Here is a 23,202-nt window from a genome sequence, read left to right as displayed (position 1 = left end):
AAACCTGCGCTCTCAGCCTCCGACTCACCCCAGCACGAAGTTGACCAGCCGGCCCGGGACGGCGACGACGCGGCGCACGGTCTTGCCGTCGATGTGCCCGGCGATCTTCTCGTCCGCCCGCGCCGCGGCCTCCAGGGCCGCCGCGTCGGCGTCGGCCGGCACCCGCACCTGCGCGCGGACCTTGCCGTTGACCTGGACGGCGACCTCCACCGTGTCCTCGACCAGCCAGCGCTCGTCGGCGACCGGGAAGTCGTGCCACGCCAGGGACGACGAGTGGCCCAGCCGCGCCCACATCTCCTCGGCGATGTGCGGGGCCAGCGGCGCCAGCATCAGCACCAGCGGCTCGGCGACCGACCGCGGCACCGGGCGGTCCGCGCCGTAGGCGGATGTCAGGTGGTTGGTCAGCTCGGTGATCCGCGCGATGGCGATGTTGAACCGCAGCGTCGACATGCCATCACGCACGCCGGCGATCGCCTTGTGCAGCGCCCGCAGCGTCTCCTCGGACGGCTCGACGTCGTCGGCCGCGCGCACCGCGCCGGTCTCCTCGTCGACCACCACCCGCCAGATCCGCTGCAGCAGCCGCTGCGAGCCGACGACGGCCTTGGTCTCCCACGGTCGCGACTGCTCCAGCGGGCCGGTGGACATCTCGTACACCCGGAAGGTGTCCGCGCCGTACGCGCCGATCATCTCGTCGGGCGTGACCATGTTCTTCAGGCTCTTGCCGATCTTCCCGTACTCACGGTTGACCGGTTCCCCCTGGTAGAAGAACCGCCCGTCGCGCTCCTCCACCTCGGCCGCGGGCACGTAGAAGCCGCGGGAGTCGGTGTAGGCGTAGGCCGAGATGTAGCCCTGGTTGACCAGCCGGCGGAACGGCTCCTCGCTGGTGACGTGGCCCAGGTCGAACAGGACCTTGTGCCAGAACCGCGCGTACAGCAGGTGCAGCACGGCGTGCTCGACCCCGCCGACGTACAGGTCGACGCCGCCGACGTCGCCGGGCTCGCGCGGGCCCAGCCAGTAGCGCTCCAGCTCGGGGTCGACCATGCGCTCGTCGTCGCCCGGGTCCAGGTAGCGCAGGTAGTACCAGCACGAGCCGGCCCAGTTGGGCATCGTGTTGGTCTCGCGGCGGTAGGTCTTCGGGCCGTCGCCCAGGTCCAGCTCGACCGTCGTCCACTCGACGGCGCGCGACAGCGGCGGCTCGGGCTTGGAGTCGGCGTCGTCGTCGGCGAAGGTCTTCGGCGAGTAGTCGTCGACCTCGGGCAGCAGCACGGGCAGCAGCGAATCCGGGACGGCGACCGGCAGGTCGTCCTCGTCGTACAGGATCGGGAACGGCTCGCCCCAGTAGCGCTGCCGGCTGAACAGCCAGTCGCGCAGCTTGTACGTGGTCGTCGCCTCGCCGTGGCCGTGCTCCACCAGCCACTCGGTGATCGCGGCGATGGCGGCGGTTTTCTCCAGGCCGTTCAGCGAGATCTCGTCGTTCGCCGAGTTGATCATCGGCCCGACGCCGGTGAACGCCCCGCCGTCGAAGCCCTCCGGCGGCTGCACGGTGCGGACGACGGGCAGGCCGAACGTCTCGGCGAACTCCCAGTCGCGGGTGTCCTCGCCGGGAACGGCCATGATCGCGCCGGTGCCGTAGCCGGTCAGCACGTAGTCGGCGATGAACACCGGCAGCTGGGCGCCGTTGACCGGGTTGGTCGCGGTGACGCCCAGCCAGACGCCGGTCTTCTCCCGCGCCTCGTTCTGCCGGTCCAGCTCCGAGCGCCGCGAGGCCTGCCGCTGGTAGGCCTCGACGGCCTCGCGCGGGGTCGCCGCGCCACCCGTCCAGCGCGGGTCGGTGCCGTCGGGCCAGGCCGCGGCGGTCAGCGACCCGACCAGCGGGTGCTCCGGCGCCAGCACCATGTACGTGGCGCCGAACAGGGTGTCCGGGCGCGTGGTGAAGACCTCGACGGTCTCGTTCCCGACCGAGAAGCCGATCCTGGCGCCGGTGGAGCGGCCGATCCAGTTGCGCTGCATCTGCTTCAGCGAGTCCGACCAGTCCAGCCGGTCCAGGTCGCTCAGCAGGCGCTCGGCGTAGCTGGTGATCCGCATCATCCACTGGGTCAGCGGACGGCGGAACACCGGGAAGTTGCCCCGCTCGGAGCGCCCGTCCGGGGTGACCTCCTCGTTGGACAGCACGGTGCCCAGGCCGGGGCACCAGTTGACCGGCGCCTGGTGCAGGTAGGCCAGCCGGTGCGCGTCGACGACCAGACGGCGGCCCTTCTCGTCCAGCTCCGCCCACGGCGTGCCCAGCGGGTTGGTGCCCGGCGCGGGCTCGCGGATCCCGGCGTCCAGCTCGGCGACCAGCTCCTCGATCGGCCGCGCCTTCCCGGCCTTCTCGTCGAACCACGAGCCGAAGATCTGCAGGAAGATCCACTGGGTCCACTTGTAGTAGCCCGGGTCGATCGTGGCGAAGGTGCGCCGCTCGTCGTGGTCGACGCCCAGCCGGCGCAGCTGCGCCTTGATGGCCTTGATGTTGGCCTCGGTCGTGATCCGCGGGTGCTGCCCGGTCTGCACCGCGTACTGCTCGGCGGGCAGGCCGAAGGCGTCGTAGCCCATGGGGTGCAGCACGTTGGCGCCGTCCATCCGGCGGAACCGGCTGGTGACGTCGGTGCCCAGGTAGCCCAGCGGGTGACCGACGTGCAGCCCCGCACCCGAGGGGTACGGGAACATGTCCATCACGAAGAACTTGGGCCGGTCGGCCACCTTCTCGAAGCCCGCCGACAGCCGGCCGGTGGGGTTGGGCGTGTGGAAGGTGCCCTCGGCCTCCCAGCGGTCCTCCCAGGCCAGCTCGATCTGCTGCGCCAGGGCCGGGGTGTACCGGTGCGGGGGCACCTCGCTGCCGGGGCCGGTGCTGGTCGGCTCGGCACCTGGTTGGCTGGCCGTCTGGCTCATCGTCTCGCGCTCCTGGTCTCGCTGTTCGGCGTGGGCGGGCAGAAAAAAACCCCTCGCGCAGGAGGGGTCGCCGTGCTGTCCGTTCGGATCAGGTCAGCACGGCCGGAGAAGGAGGAGCCCGGACACGGGTCCAGACTACCGCGCCCCCTCAGGAGCGCAGCCGAAAACCCGGGGTGAGGGCGGCTCACCCCTTCGAGGGACACCCGTCCGCATTCGGCTGCTGCTCGGACGACGGCGGTCGATGACGTCAACGTGGTCGGGGACCGGCGGTCTCTCCGGCGTGCGCTCCTGTGGGGGACGCTCGCCGGCATCGTGCTGTTCGCGACCGGCATCCCGGCCCGCCCGGCGGGCGCCGCCTGGGACCGCGTCTACGACGTCGTCCTCTACAACCTGCCCTACCTCCCGGCCGCCGCGGCGTGCTGGGTGGCGAGCGGGCGGGTGCGCAGCGAGCGGCTGGCCTGGCGGGCACTCGCGGTCGGGCTGCTGCTCAACGCCTCCGGCAACGCGCTGCGCACGGTGTTCGCGGGCGTCACCGGCGCCGGCCCGACGCCGCCGTTCGCCGATCTGCCGAACTCGATCGGCTACGTGATCCTCTACGTCACCCTGATCGGGATGCTGCGCGCCCGGGTGCCGCGGTTCCACCCGAGCATGTGGCTCGACGGCCTCATCGGCGCGCTCGGCACGCTCGCGGTCGGCGTCGCCTTCCTGCTCGGCCCGTTCCTGTCGGCGACCGGCCACGAGCCGGTCGGCATGCTCGACCTCGCCTGGCCGGCCGCGGACCTGCTGCTGCTGGCCCTCGTGGTCGCGATGGGCGCGATCCTCGGCGTCCGCATGGACCGCACGCTGGGCACCATCACCGGCGCCATGGCCTGCGTCTGCGCCGGCGACATCGTGCTGTTCCTGCGCTCCGTGCACGGCAGCTACCACGACGGCGGCCCGCTCGAGCTGACCTGGCTGGCCGGCATCGGGCTGGTGGCCTACGCCGCCGTCCGCGCCCGGCCCCGGCCGGTGACCGTCGACGTCGGCCACTCGCGCACCGGGTGGCGGCTGCTCGCGCTCCCGCTCATCTGCAACGTGGCCAGCCTCGTCGTCCTCGCCGTCGGCTGGGGCGACACCATGCCGGTCATCGCCGCGTGGCTGGCCATCGCCTGCGTCACCGCGGCGCTGGCCCGCACCGCCGTCACCTTCCGCGAGGTGCGTGCCTACAACGAGGTGCGCGAGCAGGCCCGCACCGACGAGCTGACCGGCCTGCCCAACCGCCGCGCCCTGCTGGAGCGGGCGACCGCCGTGCTGGAGTCGGCGGGCAGCCGCTCGCCGGCGGCTCTGCTGCTGCTCGACCTCGACGGCTTCAAGGAGGTCAACGACGGCCTCGGCCACTCCGCCGGCGACGAGCTGCTGCGCCAGGTCGGGCCCCGGCTGCGCGGCGGGCTGCGCCCGGGTGACCTGCTGGCCCGGCTCGGCGGCGACGAGTTCGCCGTCCTGCTGCCGGGCACCGGCCTGGACGACGCCCAGGCCTGCGCCGCGGTGCTGCGCGAGCTGCTGCTGCAGCCGTTCACCGTGGAGGGCATCCGGCTGCACATCGGCGTGAGCATCGGCGTCTCGACCGCCCCGGTGCCCGCGGCGACGGTCAAGGAGCTGCTGCGCTGCGCCGACGTCGCCATGTACGAGGCCAAGACCGGCCGCGAGGGCGTGCACGTCTACGTGCCCGATCCGCACGGCGGCACCGGCGACCGGCTGCGCACGATGGAGGAGCTGCGCACCGCGCTGGACCGCGGCGAGCTGCGGGTGCACCTGCAGCCCCAGGTCGACCTCGTCTCCGGCACGGTCGCCGGCACCGAGGCCCTGGTCCGGTGGCAGCACCCGACCCGCGGGCTGCTGTCCCCCGCCGACCTGCTGCCGGCCGCCGAGCAGGCGGGCCTGATGCGGCAGCTGACCGACACCGTCCTCGAGCTGGCGCTGACGGCGGCGGCCCGCTGGTGGCCGGCGCACGAGGTGCCGGTCTCGGTCAACCTGTCGGCCGCGAACGTCACCGACCTCGACCTGCCGCTCAAGGTCGCCGACGCGCTGTCCCGCCACCGGCTGCCCCCGGAGGCGCTGACCCTCGAGCTGGTCGAGGACACCCTCATGGCCGACCCGGAGCGCGGGCGGACCGTGCTGGGCGACCTGCGCCGGCTCGGCGTCCGGACGTCGATCGACGACTACGGCACCGGCTACAGCTCGCTGGCCTACCTGCGGCGCCTGCCGGCCGACGAGCTCAAGCTGGACCGCAGCCTGACCGCCGACGTCGACCGCGACCCGCGCGCGGCCGCGATCGTCAAGCACACCGTGGCCCTCGCCCACGACCTCGGCCTGCGCCTGGTCGCCGAGGGCGTGGAGGACGCCGCCACCGGCGAGGTGCTGGCCCGGCTCGGCTGCGACGTCGCGCAGGGCTTCGCGATCGCCCGCCCCCTGCCGGAGGAGGAGTTCCTCGGCTGGCTGGCCACTCCGCAGCCGTTCCTGCTCGACGAGGGTCAGCGCTCCGCGTAGAGCTCCGTCAACTCCCCGGCGAGGGCCCGGAGCCGTTCTCGCGCCTCGGGCGTGGTGATCTCCAGCCGGTGGCCGAAGCCGGCGAACTGCGCGGTGAGCACGGGCACCGACGGGCCGCCGAGCTCGACGGCCACCCGCCCGTCGGCCGTCGGCTCCCCCACGGCCACGTGCGCCGGGCCCAGCCAGCGGCGCAGCAGCGGCACCAGCGTCGGGTCGGCCAGGGCCTGCACGCTGGTCTCGGTCCGCCGCCGCTCGACCTCACCCGCGCTCGCCTCCCACGCCGCCCGCAGGTCGAAGCCCTCGGGGCGCACCACCGGCGTGCCGGCGGGGGCGACGTCGGTGACCCGCCCGACGCGGAAGGTGCGCACGCCGGCCTCCGTGCCGGCGATCAGGTACCAGACGCCGGCCTTGGTCACGAGGCCCAGCGGCGACACCGTCCGGACCGACGGCGCTTTGTCGCGGCCGCGGTAGCCGAGCACCACCTGCTCGCCGTCGACCACCGCCTGCTGCAGCGCGGGCAGGTGCGGCGGCTCGGGCGGCGCGGTCCGCCCCCAGCTCGCCGCGTCGACGACCACCGCGGTCCCGGCGGCACGGGCGCCCTCGCGCAGCGGGGCCGGCAGCGCCCCCAGCAGCTTGCGCAGCGCCGCCTGCGCGGCCGGTCCGGCGGCGCTGGCCGAGCCCGCGGCGAGGAACAGCGCCCGCGCCTCGTCGGTGGTCAGCCCGGTCAGGTCGGTGCGCGCGCCGCCGACCAGCGCCCACCCGCCGCCGCGGCCCGCCGAGCTGTACACCGGCACGCCGGCGAGCGAGAGCGCCTCGAGGTCGCGCCGGGCGGTGCGCTCGGAGATCTCCAGCTCGCGGGCGACCTCGGCCGCGGTCGCCCGGCCCTTCGTCTGCAGCAGCAGGAGGACGGCGATCAGCCGGTCGGCGCGCACGGTCGGAGATTCTCGCGCAAAGTGGCCAGGACGTGGCCACTTTGGCTGCGACGGTCGTGCCATGACCACGTCGACGCTCCCGACCGACCCCCGCCCCGCGTTCGCCACCGCCGTCGGCACCGCCGTCGCGGCGATGAGCGCCGTCCGGACCGACCATCTCGGCGGCCCCACGCCGTGCGACGAGTTCGACGTCCGCACCCTGCTGGGGCACCTGCTCAGCGGGCTGCGCCGGGTGGCCGCCGTCGGCCGCGGCGAGCCGCCGTTCTCGGTTCCGCAGGTCAGCACCGGCGTCCCCGACGACGGCTGGGGCGCGGCCGCCCGCGCCGCAGCGGACGACGTCCTGGGCGTGTGGACCGACGACGCCCTGCTCGACCGCGAGTTCACCCTCCCCTTCGGCACGCACCGCGGGTCGGTCGCGCTGGCCACCTACACCGGCGAGCTGTCCACCCACACCTGGGACCTCGCCGCCGCGACCGGGCAGTCCCCCACCTGGGACGACGACGCGGTCGCGGTCGGTCTGGCCGGTTCGCGCCACCTCCTGCCGGCCGAGGGGCGCGACGAGCGGATCCCGTTCGCCCCCGCGGTGCCGGTGCCGGACGACGCCTCGCTGATCGAGCAGCTCGTGGCCTGGCAGGGGCGCGACCCCGGCTGGCGACGCTGAGCGGAGCAGATCACCCCGCGGCCGCGTACGGCCGCGGGGTGCCCGCGAGCGGCGAGAGCTTCAGCCACCGCGGCAGCGCGCGCTGCGCCTGGGCGGTGCCGTCCAGCGTGAGCGTGCCGGAGCGCAGGGCGGCGGCCCAGTCCAGGTCGCCGCGCCAGATCCGGATCAGCGTGCGCAGGCTGCCCTCGACCCCGACCCGCTCCGGGAACCCCGGGTCCTCGTCGCAGATGTCGACGCCGTCGGCGCTGATCACTAGCCACCAGCGGCGGGACGGCGCCGGGACGTCGGGGAAGAGGAACCGGATGACCGTCCGCCCGTCGGGCACGGCCTCGAGGTCGACGTTGCGGTGCATGCCCCACAGCAGCAGGTGCGGGTCGAGGTCCTCGTCACCGAGCTCGGGGATCCAGCGCGTGCCCCACCGGCCGAGCGCCTCGACGATCGGCTCGAGCTCCTTGCCGGCCTCGGTCAGCTGGTAGGTGACCCGGTTGCCGTCGTCCCAGCGCTCCACCACCCCGGCCCTGACGAGCGTCTGCAGCCGCTTGGACAGCAGCGCCGGCGACATCCTCGGCACCCCGCGGCGCAGCGCGTTGAAGTGCCGGCTGCCCATCATCAGCTCGCGGACGACGAGCAGCGTCCACCGCTCGTCGAGCAGCTCCATCGCCTTGGCGACCGGGCAGAACTGGCCGTAGTGCGAGGACATCGCGCCACCTCCGGGCCCGACCGTAGGGCCGCAGAGACGCGCGCCGGTAGTACAGAAGCTGTACCGGTTCGCTACAGAGACAGCACTGATGCGCTCCCCCGCGCGGGCGGCAGCGTCGGGGGCGTCCGATCCCCCTTCACCGGAGAACCCCGATGACCCTCACCGCCCCCTCCCCCACGATCGCCGAGACCGCGCCGGTGCTGCTCTCCCTCGCCGCGGGCTACGCCGGGCACCGCACGGTCTCGATCGGCCTGCGCCGTGGCCTGGTCCGCCGGCTGGCCGACGCACCGGGCAGCACCGCCGAGGACCTGGCCGAGTTCCTCGACCTCGACCCCTTCTACGTCTCCGTCTGGTGCCGCTCCGCGGTCGCCGCCGGCATCGTCGTCCGGGACGGCGCCGGGTTCGCCCTGCTGCCGCACGTGGACACCCTGCTGCTCGACAGTGGCTCCCCGGCCTACGTGGGCGGGGTGTTCCCGGTGCTGGAGGCTCCGGAGGTGTTCGGCCGGTTCGAGGCCGAGCTGGGCAGCGGCGAGCGCATGTGGTGGGACGACACCAGTCCGGAGTGGATCGCCGCCGTGACCGGCACCGGCACGCCGTTCTACACGCGCCTGGTGCCCGGTGGGCTGTCGCAGGTCCCCGGGCTGGTCGATGCGCTCGACGCCGGCTGCCGCGTGGTGGACACCGCGTGCGGCACCGGCGTCGGCGTCGTCCGGCTGGCCGAGCACCACCCCGCATGCCAGGTCGTCGGGGTGGACGGCGACCAGCACTCGATCGACGTCGCCCGCGACCGGATCGCCGCCGCGGGCCTGGCCGACCGGGTGGAGCTCGTGTGCAGCGCGCTGGAAGACCTGACCCTCGAGCAGCCGGCGACCGTCGTCGTCAACAACATCTCGATGCACGAGTGCCGCGACATCGACCGGGTGACCGAGGCGGTCCGCGAGTCGCTGGAGCCCGGCGGCTGGTTCGTGATCTCGGACTTCCCGTTCCCCGACACCGACGAGGGCCTGCGGACGGCGCCCGGCCGGATCATGAGCGGCATCCAGTTCTTCGAGGCGCAGATCGACGACCAGCTGCTGCCCCGGGCCGCCTACGACGACCTGCTCGCCCGGCACGGGTTCACCGACCTCGGCTGGGTGCAGCTCACCCCCATGCACGCCCTCACCTGGGGCCGCCGCCCCTAGGCTCGCGCTTTAACGCGATAAAGCACGCGTGCTTTATCGCGATAAAGCACGCGAGGGCCACCCTCAGGGGAGCTGGGGCGCGACCTCCGCGGCGATCAGGTCGAGGTGGTCGAGGTCGGCCAGGTCGAGCACCTGCAGGTAGACGCGGGTGGCGCCGGCCTCGGCGTAGCGCCCCAGGACGTCGACCACCTGCGCGGGCGTGCCGCCGACGTCGGCCGCTCCCCACTGCCCCGGAGTGCGGCCGATCGCCTCGGCGCGCCGGGCCACCTCGGCGTCGTCCTTGCCGACGGCGACGGTCACCGCCGAGCTGAACACCATCGACGCCGGGTCGCGGCCGGCCGCCTCGCAGGCCTCGCGGACGCCGGCGAACAGCCGGGCGTTGGCCTCCGGCGACTCGAAGGGCACGTTGAACTCCGCGGCGTAGCGGGCGGCCAGCCGCGGCGTCCGCTTCGTCCCCTTGCCGCCGATGATCACCGGGATCCCGCCGTCCTGGACCGGCTTGGGCAGCGCCGGGGACCCCGCGAGCCGGTAGTGGCCGCCCTCGAAGTCGAAGGTCTCCCCCGCCGGCGTGCCCCACAGCCCGGTGAGCACGGCCACTTGCTCCTCGTAGCGGTCGAACCGCTCGCCCAGCTCGGGGAACGGGATGCCGTAGGCGGTGTGCTCGGCCTCGAACCAGCCGGCGCCGATGCCGAACTCGACCCGGCCACCGCTCATCTGGTCGACCTGGGCCACCGAGATGGCCAGCGCGCCGGGCAGCCGGAAGGTCGCCGCCGTCATCAGCGTGCCCAGCCGGATGCGCGAGGTCTCGCGGGCCAGGCCGCCGAGGGTCACCCAGGCGTCGGTCGGTCCGGGCAGCCCGTCGCCGCCCATCGTCAGGTAGTGGTCGGACCGGAAGAAGGCGTCGAAGCCGTTCTCCTCGGTCCGCCGGGCGACGGCGAGCAGGTCGTCGTAGGTGGCGCCCATCTGGGGTTCGGTGAAGATCCGCAGCTGCACGCGTCCGACGCTAGCGGGACCGCCCGGGGTGTGCTCACCGCCCGGACCGGGCAGGATGGCCCGCAGACGATCATCGACGGAGGTGCATGCCGTGTTCCGCAAGAAGACGCGAGGTCAGGTCATCGGCGCCGAGCTGCAGGAAGGCTTCAGCCACCTCGGGACGGCGGTAGCCGAGGCCAGCCGCGCGGTCGCGGAGGAGCTCGGACCCCGCGTGGAGGCCGCGCAGAAGGCTGCGGCGCCCCGCATCGAGGCGGCGCAGAAGGCGGTGTCGCCGAAGGTGGCCGCCGCGGTCGCCGCCGCCGCTCCGGTGGTGGCCAGCGCCCGCGAGACCATGAGCCCGAAGGTGGAGGCGGCGCTCGAGGCGATCGGTCCGCGCGTGGAGGCCGCCCGCGAGGCGGCCGCGCCGCGCGTCGAGGCCGCCCGCCTCGCCGCGGTCAAGGCCGCCGCCGACCTCGGCCCCCGGGTCGAGGCCGCGCGCGAGACGCTGGAGAAGGACGTCGTCCCCAAGCTCGCCGCCACGCAGGCCGCCGCGGTGGCCTACGCGACGCCGCGGGTGCTGGCCGCGCGCGACGCCGTCGTCTCCGCCGCCGAGCAGGCGCAGAAGGAGCTCGAGGCCTACCGCGACGAGCTCGTCGCCAGCACCGCCGACGCCCGGAAGAAGGCCAAGAAGAAGGCCGCCAAGCAGCGCAAGGAGCTGGAGAAGAAGGCGGCGAAGACCGCGACCAAGGTCAAGCGCACGGTCGGCGTCGAGAAGAAGCCGCGCCGCTGGCCGTGGGCGCTCGCCGTCGTCGCCGCCGGCGGCGTCGTCTTCGCCGTGCTCCGCCGGCTGCAGGGCGGCCAGGACTCCTGGACCCCCGCCCCCGCCGGTGACGGCCCCGTGCCCAGCTACCGAGAGGACCCCGTGCCCAGCACTCCGAACTCCGGCAAGACGGTCTCCGACGCCGAGACCGCCCCGGGCGACGCGACGCCGCCCGACTCCGACCTCGGCATCCAGACCGCGCAGCCGGCTCCGGCCGACGCCGAGTCCGCCGGCGACGAGAACACCCCCGGCGGCGACACCGGCGACAGCGGCCAGCCGTCGACCCCGCCGAACCCCGCGTAACTCGATCGATCGATCGACGCCCCCAGGACGACCTCTGTCGTCCCGGGGGCGTCGTGCGTGCGGGGTACCGTGGGGATCATGACGGAGACGGCCGTACCGACCACTGATCCGGGATCTCCGATCGGGCCGAGCGGCCGCAAGCTCCTGCGTCTCGAGGTCCGCAACAGCCAGGTGCCGATCGAGCGCAAGCCGGAGTGGATCAAGACCCGGCTCAAGACCGGCCCGGAGTACACCGAGCTGAAGTCGCTGGTCCGCCGCGAGGGGCTGCACACGGTCTGCGAGGAGGCCGGCTGCCCCAACATCTACGAGTGCTGGGAGGACCGCGAGGCGACCTTCCTCATCGGCGGCGACCAGTGCACCCGGCGCTGCGACTTCTGCCAGATCGACACCGGCAAGCCCGCCGAGTTCGACGCCGACGAGCCGCGCCGGGTCGCCGAGAGCGTGCAGACCATGCAGCTGAGGTACGCGACGGTCACCGGCGTCGCCCGCGACGACCTGCCCGACGGCGGCGCGTGGCTGTACGCGGAGACGGTGCGCCAGATCCACGCCGCCGTCCCCGGCTGCGGCGTCGAGCTGCTCATCCCCGACTTCAACGCCGACCCCGCCCAGCTGGCCGAGGTGTTCTCCTCCCGGCCCGAGGTGCTCGCGCACAACGTCGAGACCGTGCCGCGGATCTTCAAGCGGATCCGCCCCGGCTTCCGGTTCGAGCGGTCCCTGTCGGTGCTGACCGCCGCCCGCGAGGCCGGCCTGGTCACCAAGTCGAACCTGATCCTCGGCATGGGCGAGGAGCCGCACGAGGTCGTCGAGACCATGCAGGCGCTGCACGAGGCCGGCTGCGACCTGCTGACGATCACGCAGTACCTGCGCCCGTCGGTGCGCCACCACCCGGTCGTGCGCTGGGTGAAGCCCGACGAGTTCGTCGGCTTCCGCGAGGAGGCCGAGAAGATCGGCTTCGCCGGCGTGCTGGCCGGCCCGCTGGTGCGCAGCTCCTACCGCGCCGGGCGGCTCTACCAGCAGGCGATCGAGGCGCGCGGGGTCGCGGCACAGGCCTGATCCACGGGACGGCGCCGCGCCGCCCGTATCCTGGGGACATGGCGCGCAGCAAGCCCACAGACACCCCTGCCCCGAGCGGCAAGGCCGGCCGCGGTCCGGCATCGGGCGGACGGGGGCGCGGTGCGAGCGCTGCGCCGGGCCGCAAGGGCAAGGACGCCGGCGAGAAGAAGCCCGGTCGGCTGAAGCGGTTCGGCAGCCAGCTGAGCATGATCAAGCAGGCCTACTCGCTGACCCGCAAGAACGACCCGAAGCTGCCCTGGATCCTGCTCATCGCGTTCGCGGTGCCGTTCATCGTGATCGAGCTGCTCGCGATCCTGGTGCTCGACTCGCCCTGGTTCTTCCTGCCGATCGCGATCCTGCTCGGCGTCCTCGTCGCGCTGATCATCTTCGGCCGCCGCGCGCAGGGCACCGCCTACCGGCAGGTGGAGGGCCAGCCGGGCGCCGCCTCGTGGGTGCTCGAGGGCATGCGCGGCGACTGGCGGGTGACCGCCGGCGTCGCCGGCACCCCGCAGCTCGACGCCGTCCACCGGGTGCTCGGCCGGCCCGGGATCATCCTCGTCGGCGAGGGCTCCCCGAACCGTGTACGCGGCCTGCTCGCCCAGGAGAAGAAGAAGGTCTCCCGCGTCGTCGGCGACACCCCGATCTACGACATCGTCGTCGGTGACGACGAGGGCCAGGTGCCGCTGCGCAAGCTCTCCTCGCACGTGATGAAGCTGCCGCGCAACATCTCCGCCGGCGAGGTCAACGCGCTCGGCAAGCGGATGGCCGCGCTCGGCGGGCCGCGGATGCCGGTCCCCGGCGGCCCGCTGCCCGGCGGCAAGCCGATGACGATCAGCCAGCGCCAGGTCCGCCGCCGCTGACCCAGGCATGGGAAGCCATACGTGCGTTTCCGAGGTCAGAACGCATGTATGGCTTCCCATGCCCATCCCCTCAGGCGACGTCGCGGCGGCGGACGAGAGCCAGCGCGAGGACGACGAAGCCGGCCAGGTAGACGGCCAGCCAGCCGATCGCCGCCGTCCCGGAGAGCGTGTCGAACACGCCCGGCGTGCCCGCACCCGTACCGCTCTCGGCCGTGCTCAGCGCCCCGACCAGCGAGCCCGCCGCGGTGCCGGGCAGGTGATCGGTGACCGCGGCGATCGGGTCGAGCACGCCGCTCACCCCGCGCAGCAGGTTCTCCACGACCAACGCCCACACCAGCCCGAGCCCCACGCCGAGCGCCGGGCTGCGGGTGAGGACGCCGACCAGCACGCCGGCCGCCGCCCACATGCCGAGCACCAGCAGCCCGGTGCCCAGAGCGGACAGCCAGTCGCCGGCCGACGGCAGGTCGATCGCCTGGCCCTCGATCGCCGCGATCCCGCAGGAGACGCCGAGGTCCACGACGGCGGAGACCAGCACCAGGCCGACGACGAAGCTCGCCAGCGCGGCCAGCGTGCCGCCGAACGCCGCCGCGCGCGACGGCCCCTGCGTGAAGACGGTCTTCCAGGTGCCCCAGCCGTAGCCGCTGCCGACCGCGAGCGCGCCCATGATCATCACCAGCGCGCCGCCGAACATCGGCATCCCCTGGGTCAGCGTGACCGGCGCCGCCGAGGGCAGCAGCCCGGCCAGCAGTTCCGCCTGGGACCGCCCGGTCGTCGAGGGGCCGGCGGCGTCGCCGGTCCGGTAGGCGATGTAGTCGAAGACGTACCCGAAGCTCAGGTTGAGGGTTACCCAGACCCCCAGCAGCACCCACAGCGCCGGCCAGCGGCGCAGCCGCAGCAGCTCGGCCCGGGTGCTCGCGACCAGCGCGTTCACCGCGTTCCTCCCGTCATCTCGAAGAAGACCTCCTCCAGCGACCGCTCGACGGTGCGGATCTCGCGCACCTCGACGTCCTCGGCCACCAGCTCGCGGGTCAGCGCCGGTACCACCGGCGCCCCGCCCTCCAGCCGCACCGCGCGGCCGTCGTCCACCAGCGCGACCGCGTCGTCGCCGGCGACCCGCATCGCCACGGCGAGCGCGCGGTCGAGCGGATCGGCCCGCAGCACCACGGCGGCGGCGCCCCTCAGGTCGCGCACCGTGCTCTCCGCCAGCAGCCGGCCGTCGGAGATCACCCCGACCCGGTCGCAGATCTCCTGCACCTCGGCCAGCAGGTGGCTGGAGAGGATCACCGTCTGCCCGCCGGCGGCGACGTCGACCAGCAGCTCGCGCATGTCGGCCATGCCCGCCGGGTCCAGCCCGTTGGTCGGCTCGTCGAGGACCAGCAGCTCCGGCTCGCCGAGCAGGGCGGCGGCCACGCCGAGCCGCTGCTTCATGCCCAGCGAGTAGGACTTGAAGGCGTCGCCACCACGGCCCACGAGGTCGACCCGCGCCAGGACGGCGTCGACCGCGGCCTCCGGCAGCGCGCGGTAGCGGGCCAGCACGCGCAGGTTGTCCCGCCCGGACAGGTACGGGTAGAAGCCGGGCCCCTCGACGAGGGCACCGGTCCCGGCGACGGCGGTCCGCGAACCCGGTGCGGCGCCGAGCACGGTGGCCGTCCCGCCGCTGGGCCGCACGAGGCCGAGCAGCATGCGCAGCGTCGTCGTCTTGCCCGCGCCGTTGGGTCCGAGGAAGCCGTACACCTCCCCGCGGCGCACGGTCAGGCTGACGGAGTCGACGGCGAGCCGGTCTCCGTAGCGCTTGGTCAGGCGGTCGGTTCCGACCACGGTCTCGCTCATGCCGGCCACCCTGGCGCCGGCCCTCCCCCGCCGTCGTCGGCCGTGGAGCGGCACCTCGTGTACGCAGATCTGCGTACACCGGGGACGACGACGGACGACGCACGCCGCGCCTATGGTCGCCGCGTGCACACCTCGGTCCGGTTCGACTGGCGCGACCTCGTGCCGGCCCTGCCGCTGCTGGCGATCGGGCTGGGCGGCACCGGCCGCGCCGCCGCGCAGCAGCCGGACTGGGTGCAGCCGCTGGACGGCTGGGCCTACGCGCTGGTCGCCGTCGCCGCCGCGGCGCTGCTGCTGCGCCGGGCCGCGCCGCGGACGGCGGCCGTCGTCTCCGGCCTGGCCACGACGGTCTACCTCGCGGCCGGGTACGCCTACGGCCCGATCCTGCTGTGCCTGCCCGCTGCCGTCTGGGCGGTGGCCGCGCGGCGGCCGTGGCGCGAGGCGGCCGCGTGGACCGGCGCGCTGGTGCTGGTCACCGGGGTGGCGCCGGCGTTCGGCCGGTCTCCCGGCGAGGGCTGGCTGGCCCCCCTGGTGTGGGCCACCGCGTGGGCCGCGCTGGTCGGCGGTGTCGCGGCGATCTCCGCCGCGCGGCAGGTGCGCCGGCGGTCGGAGGCCGGGGTCCGCGAGGAGCAGGCCCGGCGCGCGGTCTCCGAGGAGCGGCTGCAGATGGCGCAGGACGTGCACGACGGGGTCGGGCACGGGCTCGCGGTCATCGCGATGCACGCCGGCGTCGCGCTGCACGTGCTCGACCGCGACCCCGAGCGCGCCCGCGAGCTGCTCACCACCATCCAGGCCACCAGCCGCGAGGCGCTCGACGGGCTGCGCGCCGACCTGGACCGGTGGCGCGCCCCCGACGACGCCGCGGCCCGCCGTCCGACGCCCGGGCTGGCGGAGCTCCCCCGGCTGCTCGAGCGGATGCGCGCCGGCGGCCTGCGGCTCACCGGGTGGATCGACCCCGGCCCGGACGTGCCCGAGGACGTCGGTGCCGCGGCCTACCGGATCGTGCAGGAGTCGCTGACCAACGTGCTGCGGCACGCGGGCGGCGCCGCGGCGGAGGTGCGGCTGAGCCGCCGCGCCGGACGGCTCGAGGTCGAGGTCCGGGACGACGGCCACGGCGCCGCGGCACCGCCCGGGTCGGGCATCACCGGCATGCGGCACCGGGCCGCCGCGGTCGGGGGCGAGCTCATGGCCGGTCCGGCACCGGAGGGTGGCTTCGTCGTCCGGGCGGCGTTGCCCCTGGCCGTTGCGTCACGGGTGGAAACGCCGTGATCCGGGTGGCCGTCGTCGACGACCAGGCGCTCGTGCGCATGGGCCTGCGGGTGCTGCTGGAGAGCGAGCCGGACACCGAGCTCGTCGGCGAGGCCGCCGACGGCGCGGCCGGCGTCGAGCTGGTCCGCTCGGCCGCACCGGACGTCGTCCTCATGGACGTCCGCATGCCGGGCACCGACGGGCTGACCGCGCTGCGCCGGATCACCGACGACCCGGCGCTGCGCGACGTGCGGGTCGTCGTCCTGACCACCTTCGAACTCGACGAGTACGTGTTCGAGGCGCTGGCCGCCGGCGCCAGCGGGTTCGTGCTCAAGGACGGCGACCCGGCGGACCTGCTCCGCGCGATCCGGGTGGTCGCCGAGGGCGGGTCGCTGCTGTCCCCCAGCGTGACCCGCCGGGTGATCGAGCAGTTCGCCGCCGCACCGGCCCGCCGCGCCGCGCCCCGGCCCGGGCTGGACGAGCTGACCGAGCGCGAGCGGGAGATCGTCGCCTGGGTGGCCACCGGCCGCTCGAACGACGAGATCGCCGACGAGCTCGTGGTCAGCCCGGCGACGGTGCGCACGCACGTCAGCCGGGCGATGCTCAAGCTGCGGGCCCGCGACCGCGCCCAGCTGGTGGTCTTCGCGATCGAGTCGGGGCTGTCGGTGGAGCGTTAGCGCTCGCGGACGACGGCGGTCTGCGTCGCGCGGTCGTGCAGCCCGCGGCCGTCGGCGTCGACCAGCAGCGCGGGGACCAGCAGCATCAGCAGCGCCGTCCGGACGACGGCCCGCCAGGGCGCCAGCCGCCGTCCCTCGACGGGATGGGCCAGCCGCAGGCCGCAGACCCGCATGCCCGGCGTCTGCCCGAACGCGAGCAGGCTGCCGATCGTGATCGCGGCAAAGCTGACCAGGCTCCACAGCCCGGGCAGCTTCGGCGCGGTGAAGAGACCGGCGATGAACGCCGCGGCGATCGCGTCGATGACGTAGGCGGTCACCCGGGTGCTGAAGCTCGCCAGGGACCCCGGTCCCTCGGCCGGCAACCCCAGAGCGGCGCCGCGCACACGCCCCTGCGAGGGCTGTTCTGCATCCCTGACCATGACCGCCAGGGTAGGACCCGCGCGCACCGGCGCCGCGCGCGACGAGCAGACTGGGGGCAGGCGACACGCCGGGCGCGGTGTTACCGGCCCGAAACAACCGGGACACCGGCGGGCAACTCCTCGCTCGTAACGTCGCCGACGGCTGTCCGCCCACATCCGGAGGATCGATGTTCAACAGTCCCGACGAGGTCGCCGCTTACATCCGCGACAACGACGTCGAGTTCGTCGACGTGCGCTTCTGCGACCTTCCCGGCGTCATGCAGCACTTCACCATCCCGGCGTCGACGTTCGGCGAGGACACGTTCTCCGAGGGCCTCGGCTTCGACGGCTCGTCGATCCGCGGCTTCCAGGCGATCAACGAGTCGGACATGCTGCTGCTGCCCGACGCGAACAGCGCCTTCCTCGACCCGTTCCGCCAGCACAAGACCCTCAACGTCAACTTCTTCATCCACGACCCGATCACGCGCGAGGCCTACAGCCGCGACCCGCGCAACGTGGCGAAGAAGGCGGAGGCGTACCTGGCCGCGTCCGGGATCGCCGACACCGCCTACTTCGGCCCCGAGGCCGAGTTCTACGTCTTCGACTCGATCCGGCACAGCACCGGCATCAACGAGGGCTACTACCACATCGACTCGGTCGAGGGTTCCTGGAACTCCGGGTCGCTGACCGGCGAGAACGGCGGCCCGAACCTGGGCTACAAGACCCGCCCCAAGGGCGGCTACTTCCCGGTCGAGCCCTACGACCACTACAGCGACCTGCGCTCGACGATGATGGCCAACCTGGCCAACGCCGGGCTGGAGCTCGAGCGCGGCCACCACGAGGTGGGCACCGCCGGCCAGGCCGAGATCAACTACAAGTTCGACACGCTGCTGCGCGCGGCCGACAGCCTGATGCTGTTCAAGTACGTCATCAAGAACACCGCCTGGGCGGCCGGCAAGACGGCGACCTTCATGCCCAAGCCGCTGTTCGGCGACAACGGCTCGGGCATGCACTGCCACCAGTCGCTCTGGAAGGACGGCGAGCCGCTGTTCCACGCCGAGACCGGCTACGCGGGGCTGTCCGACACCGCCCGCCACTACATCGGCGGTCTGCTGGCCCACGCCCCGTCGCTGCTGGCCTTCACCAACCCGACGGTGAACAGCTACCACCGCCTGGTGCCGGGCTACGAGGCGCCGATCAACCTCGTGTACTCCGCCCGCAACCGCTCGGCCTGCTGCCGCATCCCGATCTCGGGCGACAACCCCAAGGCCAAGCGCATCGAGTTCCGCGTGCCCGACCCGTCGGCCAACCCCTACCTCGCCTTCTCGGCGATGATGATGGCCGGCCTCGACGGCATCAAGAACAAGATCGAGCCGCCGGCGCCGGTCGACAAGGACCTCTACGAGCTGCCGCCCGAGGAGGCCCTGGGCATCGAGAAGGTGCCGGCCTCGCTGGACGCCGTCCTCGACAACCTCGAGACCGACCACGAGTACCTGGTCGACGGCGGGGTGTTCACCCCCGACCTGATCGAGACGTGGATCGAGTACAAGCGGGAGAACGAGATCGACCCGATCCGCCTGCGCCCGCACCCGCACGAGTTCGCGATGTACTACGACATCTGAGTCGAGCACGACGAAGGGCCGGTGACCTGCGGGTCACCGGCCCTTCTCGTTGGCTGGGCCGTCCCCGCTGCGCCCGTCCCGACCTGACGGCCAGGCCGAGGGTCAGGACAAGACATCGCCTCAACTACAGCATCGACAGCATGAACATCCTCTTCATCGGCGCCACGATGCTCCGTCACGAAACCGACTGTGAGAGCAGCTTGAAACCGGTCGGCCCCCTTCACGCAGTCACAACGTCCGCAGCGGGTGAGTGCCCTGGAACCGTGGCCGCGGCGTGCGGCGCCTTGGTCCAGGTCATTGGGAACAACTTGTGGCCCCCCAAGGTCGGCGGCTGGCCCGGTATCTGCAGCGCCTGCGAGTCGATCGCCGGATGAGCCCTTGCCGGGGCGGCCTCACCTGGCCCTCGACCGGATAAGGCTGGTCACCGGCCCTTCTCGTTGGCCGGGCGGCCGCGCTTCGGGATCGGGGCGACGGCCTCGGGCATCCGGCCGGCGTCCTTGAGCGCGCGGCGCAGCACCATCTCGATCTGGGCGTTCACGCTGCGCAGCTCGTCCCCCGCCCAGCGGGCCAGCGCGTCGTGGACCGCCGGGTCGATGCGGAGGACGAGCTGCTTGCGCTCGCTCGTCACGAGTACAGCGTGCCGGTGTTCACGATCGGGGACGGCGGCTGATCGCCGCACAGGACCACCATCAGGTTGCTGACCATCGCGGCCTTGCGCTCCTCGTCGAGGTCGACGATCCCCCGCTCCCCCAGCCGGGCGAGCGCCAGCTCGACCATGCCCACCGCGCCCTCGACGATCCGCGTCCTGGCGGCGACGACGGCGTTGGCCTGCTGGCGGCGCAGCATCGCCTGGGCGATCTCGGCGGCGTAGGCCAGGTGGCTGATCCGGACCTCGACGATCTCGACGCCGGCCAGCGCCACCCGCTGGGCGACCTCGGTGGCCAGCTCGGCCGCGACGATGTCGGTCGAGCCGCGCAGCGAGGTCGCGCCCTCAGCCCCGGCGTCGTCGTAGGGGTGCGTGGTGGCCACGTGCCGCAGTGCCGACTCGGCCTGCACCCGCACGAAGTTCAGGTAGTCGTCGACCGCGTAGACGGCCTTGGCCGTGTCGGCCACCTGCCAGACGACGATCGCGGCGATCTCGACCGGGTTGCCGTCGGCGTCGTTGACCTTCAGGTGGCTGGTCTCGAAGTTGCGGACCCGCACGCTGATCGACCGGCGGATGGAGAGCGGCACCACCAGCGACAGACCGGTGCGCCGCACGGTGCCGACGTACCGGCCGAAGAACTGCACGACCTGGGTCTGCCCGGGCTGGACGACGACCAGCGAGATCAGGACGAGGATCCCGACCACCGCCGGGACGGCGAGCCACCCCGGCTGGCTGCTGCCGGCGAGCAGCACCACCGCGGCGATGCACAGCGCGACCAGCAGCACGCCGATCCACCCGTTGACCGCGCCGGACCGGCGCTCCTGGATCTCGACCCGCGCGCCGCGGTGCCCGACCGGCGACGCGGTCGGGTCCACGGCGGGCTGCTGCAGATCGGTGGTCATGACCCCTCCCGAGGAAAAGTGATATCACTTTGATAGCACCCGGCGGAGGGCGCGGCAAGGGGCCTACCGTCGCCCGGTGACCCCGCCCGACGTGATCACCCCCTACGCCGACCTCGACGAACTCCTCCTCGAGCTGCTCGGCCACTGGCAGCGGATCCTCGGCGCGAACCTCGCCGGTGCCTACGTGCAGGGCTCGTTCGCGCTCGGCAGCGGCGACCGGCACAGCGACTGCGACTGGCTGGTCGCCACGCACGACGCGCTGACCGAGCCGCAGATCGCCCGGCTGCGGGAGCTGCACGACGAGATCCCCACCCGGGACGGGCACTGGTGCCACGACCTCGAGGGCTCCTACGCGCCGCTCGCCGAGCTCGCCTCCGTGGAGTTCCTCGGCCGGCAGTGGCTGTTCAACGACCACGGGCACCGCACGCTCGTGTGGGACGACCACTGCAACCGCGGCTACACCCGCTGGATCCTCCGCGAGCACGGCATCGCGCTGACCGGCCCGGAACCGCGCTCGTTCCTGCCCCCGGTGCCCGCGGACCTGCTGCGCGCCGAGGCCGCCGCCTCGCTGCCGACCCTGCTCGACGACCTCGCGACGTGGGTCGACATCGACGCCCTCGCCTGGGGCCAGCGCTACGCGGTGGTCACGGCCTGCCGCATCCTCTTCACCCTCGACACCGGCGAGGTCGCGAGCAAGCGGGGTGCGCTGGAGTGGGCGCTGCGCACGGTGGAGCCGCGCTGGCGGCGGCTGCTGGGGCAGGTCCGCGACGAGCGGGAGCTCGGCTGGCAGCCGCACCAGGCACCGCGCCCCGGCGAGGCCGAGGCGGCGCGGGCCTTCGTGGCCCACGCCGTCACGAGGGCGAGCGGCTGAACTCGGCGACCGTGCGCGTGCCGGCGGGCGTGCAGGACCCCAGGTGCAGACCGGCCGACGCCGCCAGCGACGCCAGCTGGTCGAGGTCGCGCTCACGGCCGCGGACGTAGGCCAGCATGCGCAGGTCGCCCTCCGTGTCCACGGGGCCGCCGACGTGGTCCACGACCAGCACCCGCCCGGTCTCCCCTGCCGCCTCGGCGCAGCGCCGCAGGATCCGGCCGGCGGGCTCGTCGTCCCAGTCGTGCAGGACGCCGGAGAGCAGGTAGCCGCCGGCGCCTGCGGGCAGCGGGTCGAAGAAGCTGCCGGCGACGGCGTCCGCCCGCTCCCCCAGCCCGGCCGCGGCGATCGCCCGTCCGGCACGGGCCGCCGGACCGGCCAGGTCGACCACCGTCCCGCGCAGCTCCGGGTGCTCGCGCAGGATCGCCAGCAGCAGCGTGCCGTCGCCCCCGCCGACGTCCACGACCGACCGCAACGAGCCCCAGGGGTAGGCGGTCGCGACGACGGGCGCGTCCTCGGCCAGCCGGCCGCCCATCAGCGCGTCGAACGAGGCGAACAGGCCGGCGTCGGCGGACAGGTCGTCCCAGTACGGCCGGCCGAACCGGCGCGGGTAGGCCGGCTCGCCGGTGCGCACGGTGTGCAGCAGCTCGACGAAGCACAGGTCGGCGCGGCCGATCGCGCCCTCCAGGTCGAGCCAGGGCCGGATGCCGGCCGGGTGGTCGTCGCGGAGCTGCTCGCCGACGGCGGTCAGGCCGAAGCCGCCGTCGGTCCGGGTGAGCACGCCGGCCGTGACCAGGTGCCCCATGAGCCGTGCCAGCGCGTCAGGGTCAACATGCACGGCGGCAGCCAGGTCGGCGGCCGTCCGCGTGCCCGCCGCGATGGAGTCGGCCAGACGCAGCGTCGCCGCCACCCGGATCGCCATCGGGGTCACCAGGTCCGCGGCCGCCCACACCGCGCCGCCCCAGCCCGTCGCCTCCTCGGCCATGACCCCTCCTCGCTGGAACTTTCCGGCCGTCCCGCGCCGACGGCCCTGGTCGGTGCAGTATCGCGGGCTCAGACTGATGGGGCAGCCGGCGTCAGGAGGCACACCGGTGAACCTCGGCATCGATCTGGGCACGGCGAACACCGTGGTGTGCGACGGCCGCCACGGCATCCTCTTCGACGAACCGTCGGTGCTGCTCGTGCGCGCCGGCGGCCGCCACGCGAAGATCCTGGCCGTCGGGCAGGAGGCGGCGGACCTGCTCGGGCGCACGTCCAACGGGTTCGTCGCCGTCCGGCCGCTCCAGGACGGCGTGGTGACCGACCTCGAGACGGCGCGGTCCTACCTGCGCACGGTGCTGCACAAGGCGGGCCGGCGCGTCTGGAGCTCGCCCGTCCGGGCGGTGCTCGGGGTGCCGGTCGCCTCCACCGCCCTGGAGAACCGTGCTCTCCTCGAGGCCGCCGAGGAGGCGGGCATCCGCCCGGCGACCGCGCTCGACGGAGCGGTCGCGGGTGCGATCGGGTGCGGGCTCGACCCGATGGACCGGCGGGTGCACCTGGTCGTCGACGTCGGCGGCGGCACCGCCGAGGCGGTGGCCTTCTGCTTCGGCGGGGTGCTCGCCCACCGCACGACCAAGCTCGGCGGCGACGAGATGACCGTGGCCGTCGCCCGCTACCTGCGCGAGCAGCACCAGCTGCACGTCGGCGAGCTCGAGGCGGAGCAGCTCAAGATCCGCAGCGCCGAGGACCAGGGGCCGCTCGTCGCCCAGGGCCGCGACGCCGCGACCGGCCGGGCGCGGCTGGCCACGGTGCAGGCCGCGGAGGTGGCCGAGGCGGTGCGGCCGATCACCGACGAGATCGTGCGCACGCTCGCCGCGTGCCTGGACGACCTGCCCCCGCAGGCGCTGGCGGACGTGCTCGCCGAGGGCGTGCTGGTCTTCGGCGGGTCCTCACGCGTCCAGGGGTTCGCCACCGAGCTGGAGCGCGGCCTGGGCCTGCCGGTCAAGCTCGCCGAGGAGCCCCTGACCTGCGTGGCCGAGGGCGCCGCCCGGGCCCTGCGCAACCGCCGGCTGCTCGCCGCCTACGGCCGGCGCTGACGC

General features: G+C 73.9%; 21 protein-coding genes. 11 read left to right on the top strand and 10 right to left on the bottom strand.

Translation table 11 applies throughout. The annotated features are described in order from the left end of the window. Positions 1–24: 24 nt before the first annotated feature. Positions 25–2,928 carry a leucine--tRNA ligase gene (gene leuS, locus GGQ55_RS19545; protein WP_179719590.1) on the bottom strand — a complete coding sequence of 968 codons (2,904 nt, stop codon included), beginning with the start codon at positions 2,926–2,928 and terminating at the stop codon, positions 25–27. 312 nt (positions 2,929–3,240) lie between these two features. Between leuS and GGQ55_RS19540 the strand changes: the two genes are divergently transcribed. After that, positions 3,241–5,454, top strand: a complete 2,214-nt coding sequence (locus GGQ55_RS19540; protein WP_366489752.1) for a putative bifunctional diguanylate cyclase/phosphodiesterase — start codon at positions 3,241–3,243, stop codon at positions 5,452–5,454. Here the strand turns inward: GGQ55_RS19540 and GGQ55_RS19535 are convergent. Continuing rightward, positions 5,439–6,386 carry a helix-turn-helix transcriptional regulator gene (locus GGQ55_RS19535; RefSeq protein WP_179719586.1) on the bottom strand — a complete coding sequence of 316 codons (948 nt, stop codon included), beginning with the start codon at positions 6,384–6,386 and terminating at the stop codon, positions 5,439–5,441. The genes GGQ55_RS19540 and GGQ55_RS19535 overlap by 16 nt on opposite strands. A 61-nt stretch (positions 6,387–6,447) precedes the next feature. Between GGQ55_RS19535 and GGQ55_RS19530 the strand changes: the two genes are divergently transcribed. Continuing rightward, the gene (locus tag GGQ55_RS19530) at positions 6,448–7,047 is read left to right on the top strand and encodes a TIGR03086 family metal-binding protein (RefSeq protein ID WP_179719584.1); all 600 of its coding nucleotides are present in this window, start codon (positions 6,448–6,450) and stop codon (positions 7,045–7,047) included. 10 nt (positions 7,048–7,057) lie between these two features. Here the strand turns inward: GGQ55_RS19530 and GGQ55_RS19525 are convergent, their stop codons facing one another. Next, positions 7,058–7,747: a winged helix-turn-helix transcriptional regulator gene (locus GGQ55_RS19525; RefSeq protein ID WP_179719582.1), complete on the bottom strand. Its 690-nt coding sequence runs from the start codon at positions 7,745–7,747 to the stop codon at positions 7,058–7,060. A 152-nt stretch (positions 7,748–7,899) separates the two neighbouring features. Between GGQ55_RS19525 and GGQ55_RS19520 the strand changes: the two genes are divergently transcribed. After that, positions 7,900–8,928 carry a class I SAM-dependent methyltransferase gene (locus GGQ55_RS19520; protein ID WP_179719580.1) on the top strand — a complete coding sequence of 343 codons (1,029 nt, stop codon included), beginning with the start codon at positions 7,900–7,902 and terminating at the stop codon, positions 8,926–8,928. Between the two features lie 63 nt (positions 8,929–8,991). Here GGQ55_RS19520 and GGQ55_RS19515 read toward each other — a convergent pair whose 3' ends face one another. Next, the gene (locus GGQ55_RS19515; RefSeq protein WP_179719577.1) at positions 8,992–9,921 is read right to left on the bottom strand and encodes an LLM class F420-dependent oxidoreductase; all 930 of its coding nucleotides are present in this window, start codon (positions 9,919–9,921) and stop codon (positions 8,992–8,994) included. A 91-nt stretch (positions 9,922–10,012) separates the two neighbouring features. On the opposite strand from GGQ55_RS19515, the gene GGQ55_RS19510 reads away from it, so the two are divergent. From GGQ55_RS19510 to GGQ55_RS19500, 3 genes are all read left to right on the top strand, one after another. Continuing rightward, positions 10,013–11,023 (top strand): hypothetical protein, encoded by a 1,011-nt coding sequence (locus tag GGQ55_RS19510; RefSeq protein ID WP_179719575.1) that lies wholly within the window; start codon positions 10,013–10,015, stop codon positions 11,021–11,023. 78 nt (positions 11,024–11,101) lie between these two features. After that, positions 11,102–12,076 (top strand): lipoyl synthase, encoded by a 975-nt coding sequence (gene lipA, locus GGQ55_RS19505; protein ID WP_179719573.1) that lies wholly within the window; start codon positions 11,102–11,104, stop codon positions 12,074–12,076. A 38-nt stretch (positions 12,077–12,114) separates the two neighbouring features. After that, a complete protein-coding gene (locus GGQ55_RS19500) occupies positions 12,115–12,936 on the top strand; it encodes a DUF4191 domain-containing protein (protein WP_179719571.1) in 822 nt (273 codons plus the stop codon). A gap of 70 nt (positions 12,937–13,006) precedes the next feature. On the opposite strand, the gene GGQ55_RS19495 is transcribed toward GGQ55_RS19500, so the two are convergent. Next, positions 13,007–13,867: an ABC transporter permease gene (locus tag GGQ55_RS19495; RefSeq protein ID WP_179719569.1), complete on the bottom strand. Its 861-nt coding sequence runs from the start codon at positions 13,865–13,867 to the stop codon at positions 13,007–13,009. Then, positions 13,864–14,766: an ABC transporter ATP-binding protein gene (locus tag GGQ55_RS19490; protein WP_179719567.1), complete on the bottom strand. Its 903-nt coding sequence runs from the start codon at positions 14,764–14,766 to the stop codon at positions 13,864–13,866. The genes GGQ55_RS19495 and GGQ55_RS19490 overlap by 4 nt, the downstream gene beginning before the upstream one ends. A 123-nt stretch (positions 14,767–14,889) precedes the next feature. Between GGQ55_RS19490 and GGQ55_RS28570 the strand changes: the two genes are divergently transcribed. Together GGQ55_RS28570 and GGQ55_RS19480 are read left to right on the top strand one after the other, a co-directional pair. Further along, positions 14,890–16,032: a sensor histidine kinase gene (locus tag GGQ55_RS28570; RefSeq protein WP_179719565.1), complete on the top strand. Its 1,143-nt coding sequence runs from the start codon at positions 14,890–14,892 to the stop codon at positions 16,030–16,032. Continuing rightward, positions 16,029–16,688, top strand: a complete 660-nt coding sequence (locus GGQ55_RS19480) for a response regulator transcription factor (protein WP_179719563.1) — start codon at positions 16,029–16,031, stop codon at positions 16,686–16,688. The genes GGQ55_RS28570 and GGQ55_RS19480 overlap by 4 nt, the downstream gene beginning before the upstream one ends. On the opposite strand, the gene GGQ55_RS19475 is transcribed toward GGQ55_RS19480, so the two are convergent. Then, on the bottom strand, positions 16,685–17,107 hold the full coding sequence (locus GGQ55_RS19475; protein ID WP_179719561.1) for an RDD family protein: 423 nt from the start codon (positions 17,105–17,107) through the stop codon (positions 16,685–16,687). The genes GGQ55_RS19480 and GGQ55_RS19475 overlap by 4 nt on opposite strands. Positions 17,108–17,274: 167 nt before the next feature. Here GGQ55_RS19475 and glnA point away from each other — a divergent pair, with 167 nt between their 5' ends. Then, positions 17,275–18,708, top strand: a complete 1,434-nt coding sequence (glnA, locus tag GGQ55_RS19470; RefSeq protein ID WP_179719559.1) for a type I glutamate--ammonia ligase — start codon at positions 17,275–17,277, stop codon at positions 18,706–18,708. A gap of 421 nt (positions 18,709–19,129) precedes the next feature. Here glnA and GGQ55_RS19465 read toward each other — a convergent pair whose 3' ends face one another. Both GGQ55_RS19465 and GGQ55_RS19460 read right to left on the bottom strand, forming a co-directional pair. After that, positions 19,130–19,336: a type II toxin-antitoxin system antitoxin gene (locus GGQ55_RS19465; protein ID WP_179719557.1), complete on the bottom strand. Its 207-nt coding sequence runs from the start codon at positions 19,334–19,336 to the stop codon at positions 19,130–19,132. Next, complete coding sequence (locus GGQ55_RS19460) at positions 19,333–20,256, bottom strand: SPFH domain-containing protein (protein ID WP_179719555.1); 924 nt, start codon at positions 20,254–20,256, stop codon at positions 19,333–19,335. Before GGQ55_RS19460 ends, GGQ55_RS19465 begins: the two co-directional genes overlap by 4 nt. Before the next feature lie 76 nt (positions 20,257–20,332). Here GGQ55_RS19460 and GGQ55_RS28565 point away from each other — a divergent pair, with 76 nt between their 5' ends. Next, positions 20,333–21,127: an aminoglycoside adenylyltransferase domain-containing protein gene (locus GGQ55_RS28565; protein WP_218859350.1), complete on the top strand. Its 795-nt coding sequence runs from the start codon at positions 20,333–20,335 to the stop codon at positions 21,125–21,127. Here the strand turns inward: GGQ55_RS28565 and GGQ55_RS19450 are convergent. Further along, positions 21,108–22,109, bottom strand: a complete 1,002-nt coding sequence (locus GGQ55_RS19450) for a methyltransferase (RefSeq protein ID WP_179719553.1) — start codon at positions 22,107–22,109, stop codon at positions 21,108–21,110. The genes GGQ55_RS28565 and GGQ55_RS19450 overlap by 20 nt on opposite strands. A gap of 106 nt (positions 22,110–22,215) precedes the next feature. Between GGQ55_RS19450 and GGQ55_RS19445 the strand changes: the two genes are divergently transcribed. After that, entirely contained in the window at positions 22,216–23,199 is a 984-nt protein-coding gene (locus tag GGQ55_RS19445; protein WP_366489745.1) for a rod shape-determining protein, read from the top strand. Positions 23,200–23,202: the final 3 nt, after the last annotated feature.

This window comes from Petropleomorpha daqingensis (assembly GCF_013408985.1).
Classification (GTDB): Bacteria; Actinomycetota; Actinomycetes; order Mycobacteriales; family Geodermatophilaceae; genus Petropleomorpha; species Petropleomorpha daqingensis.
The sequence above is the reverse complement of the archived record's forward strand: the minus strand, read 5'-3'. Positions and strand labels throughout refer to the sequence as shown.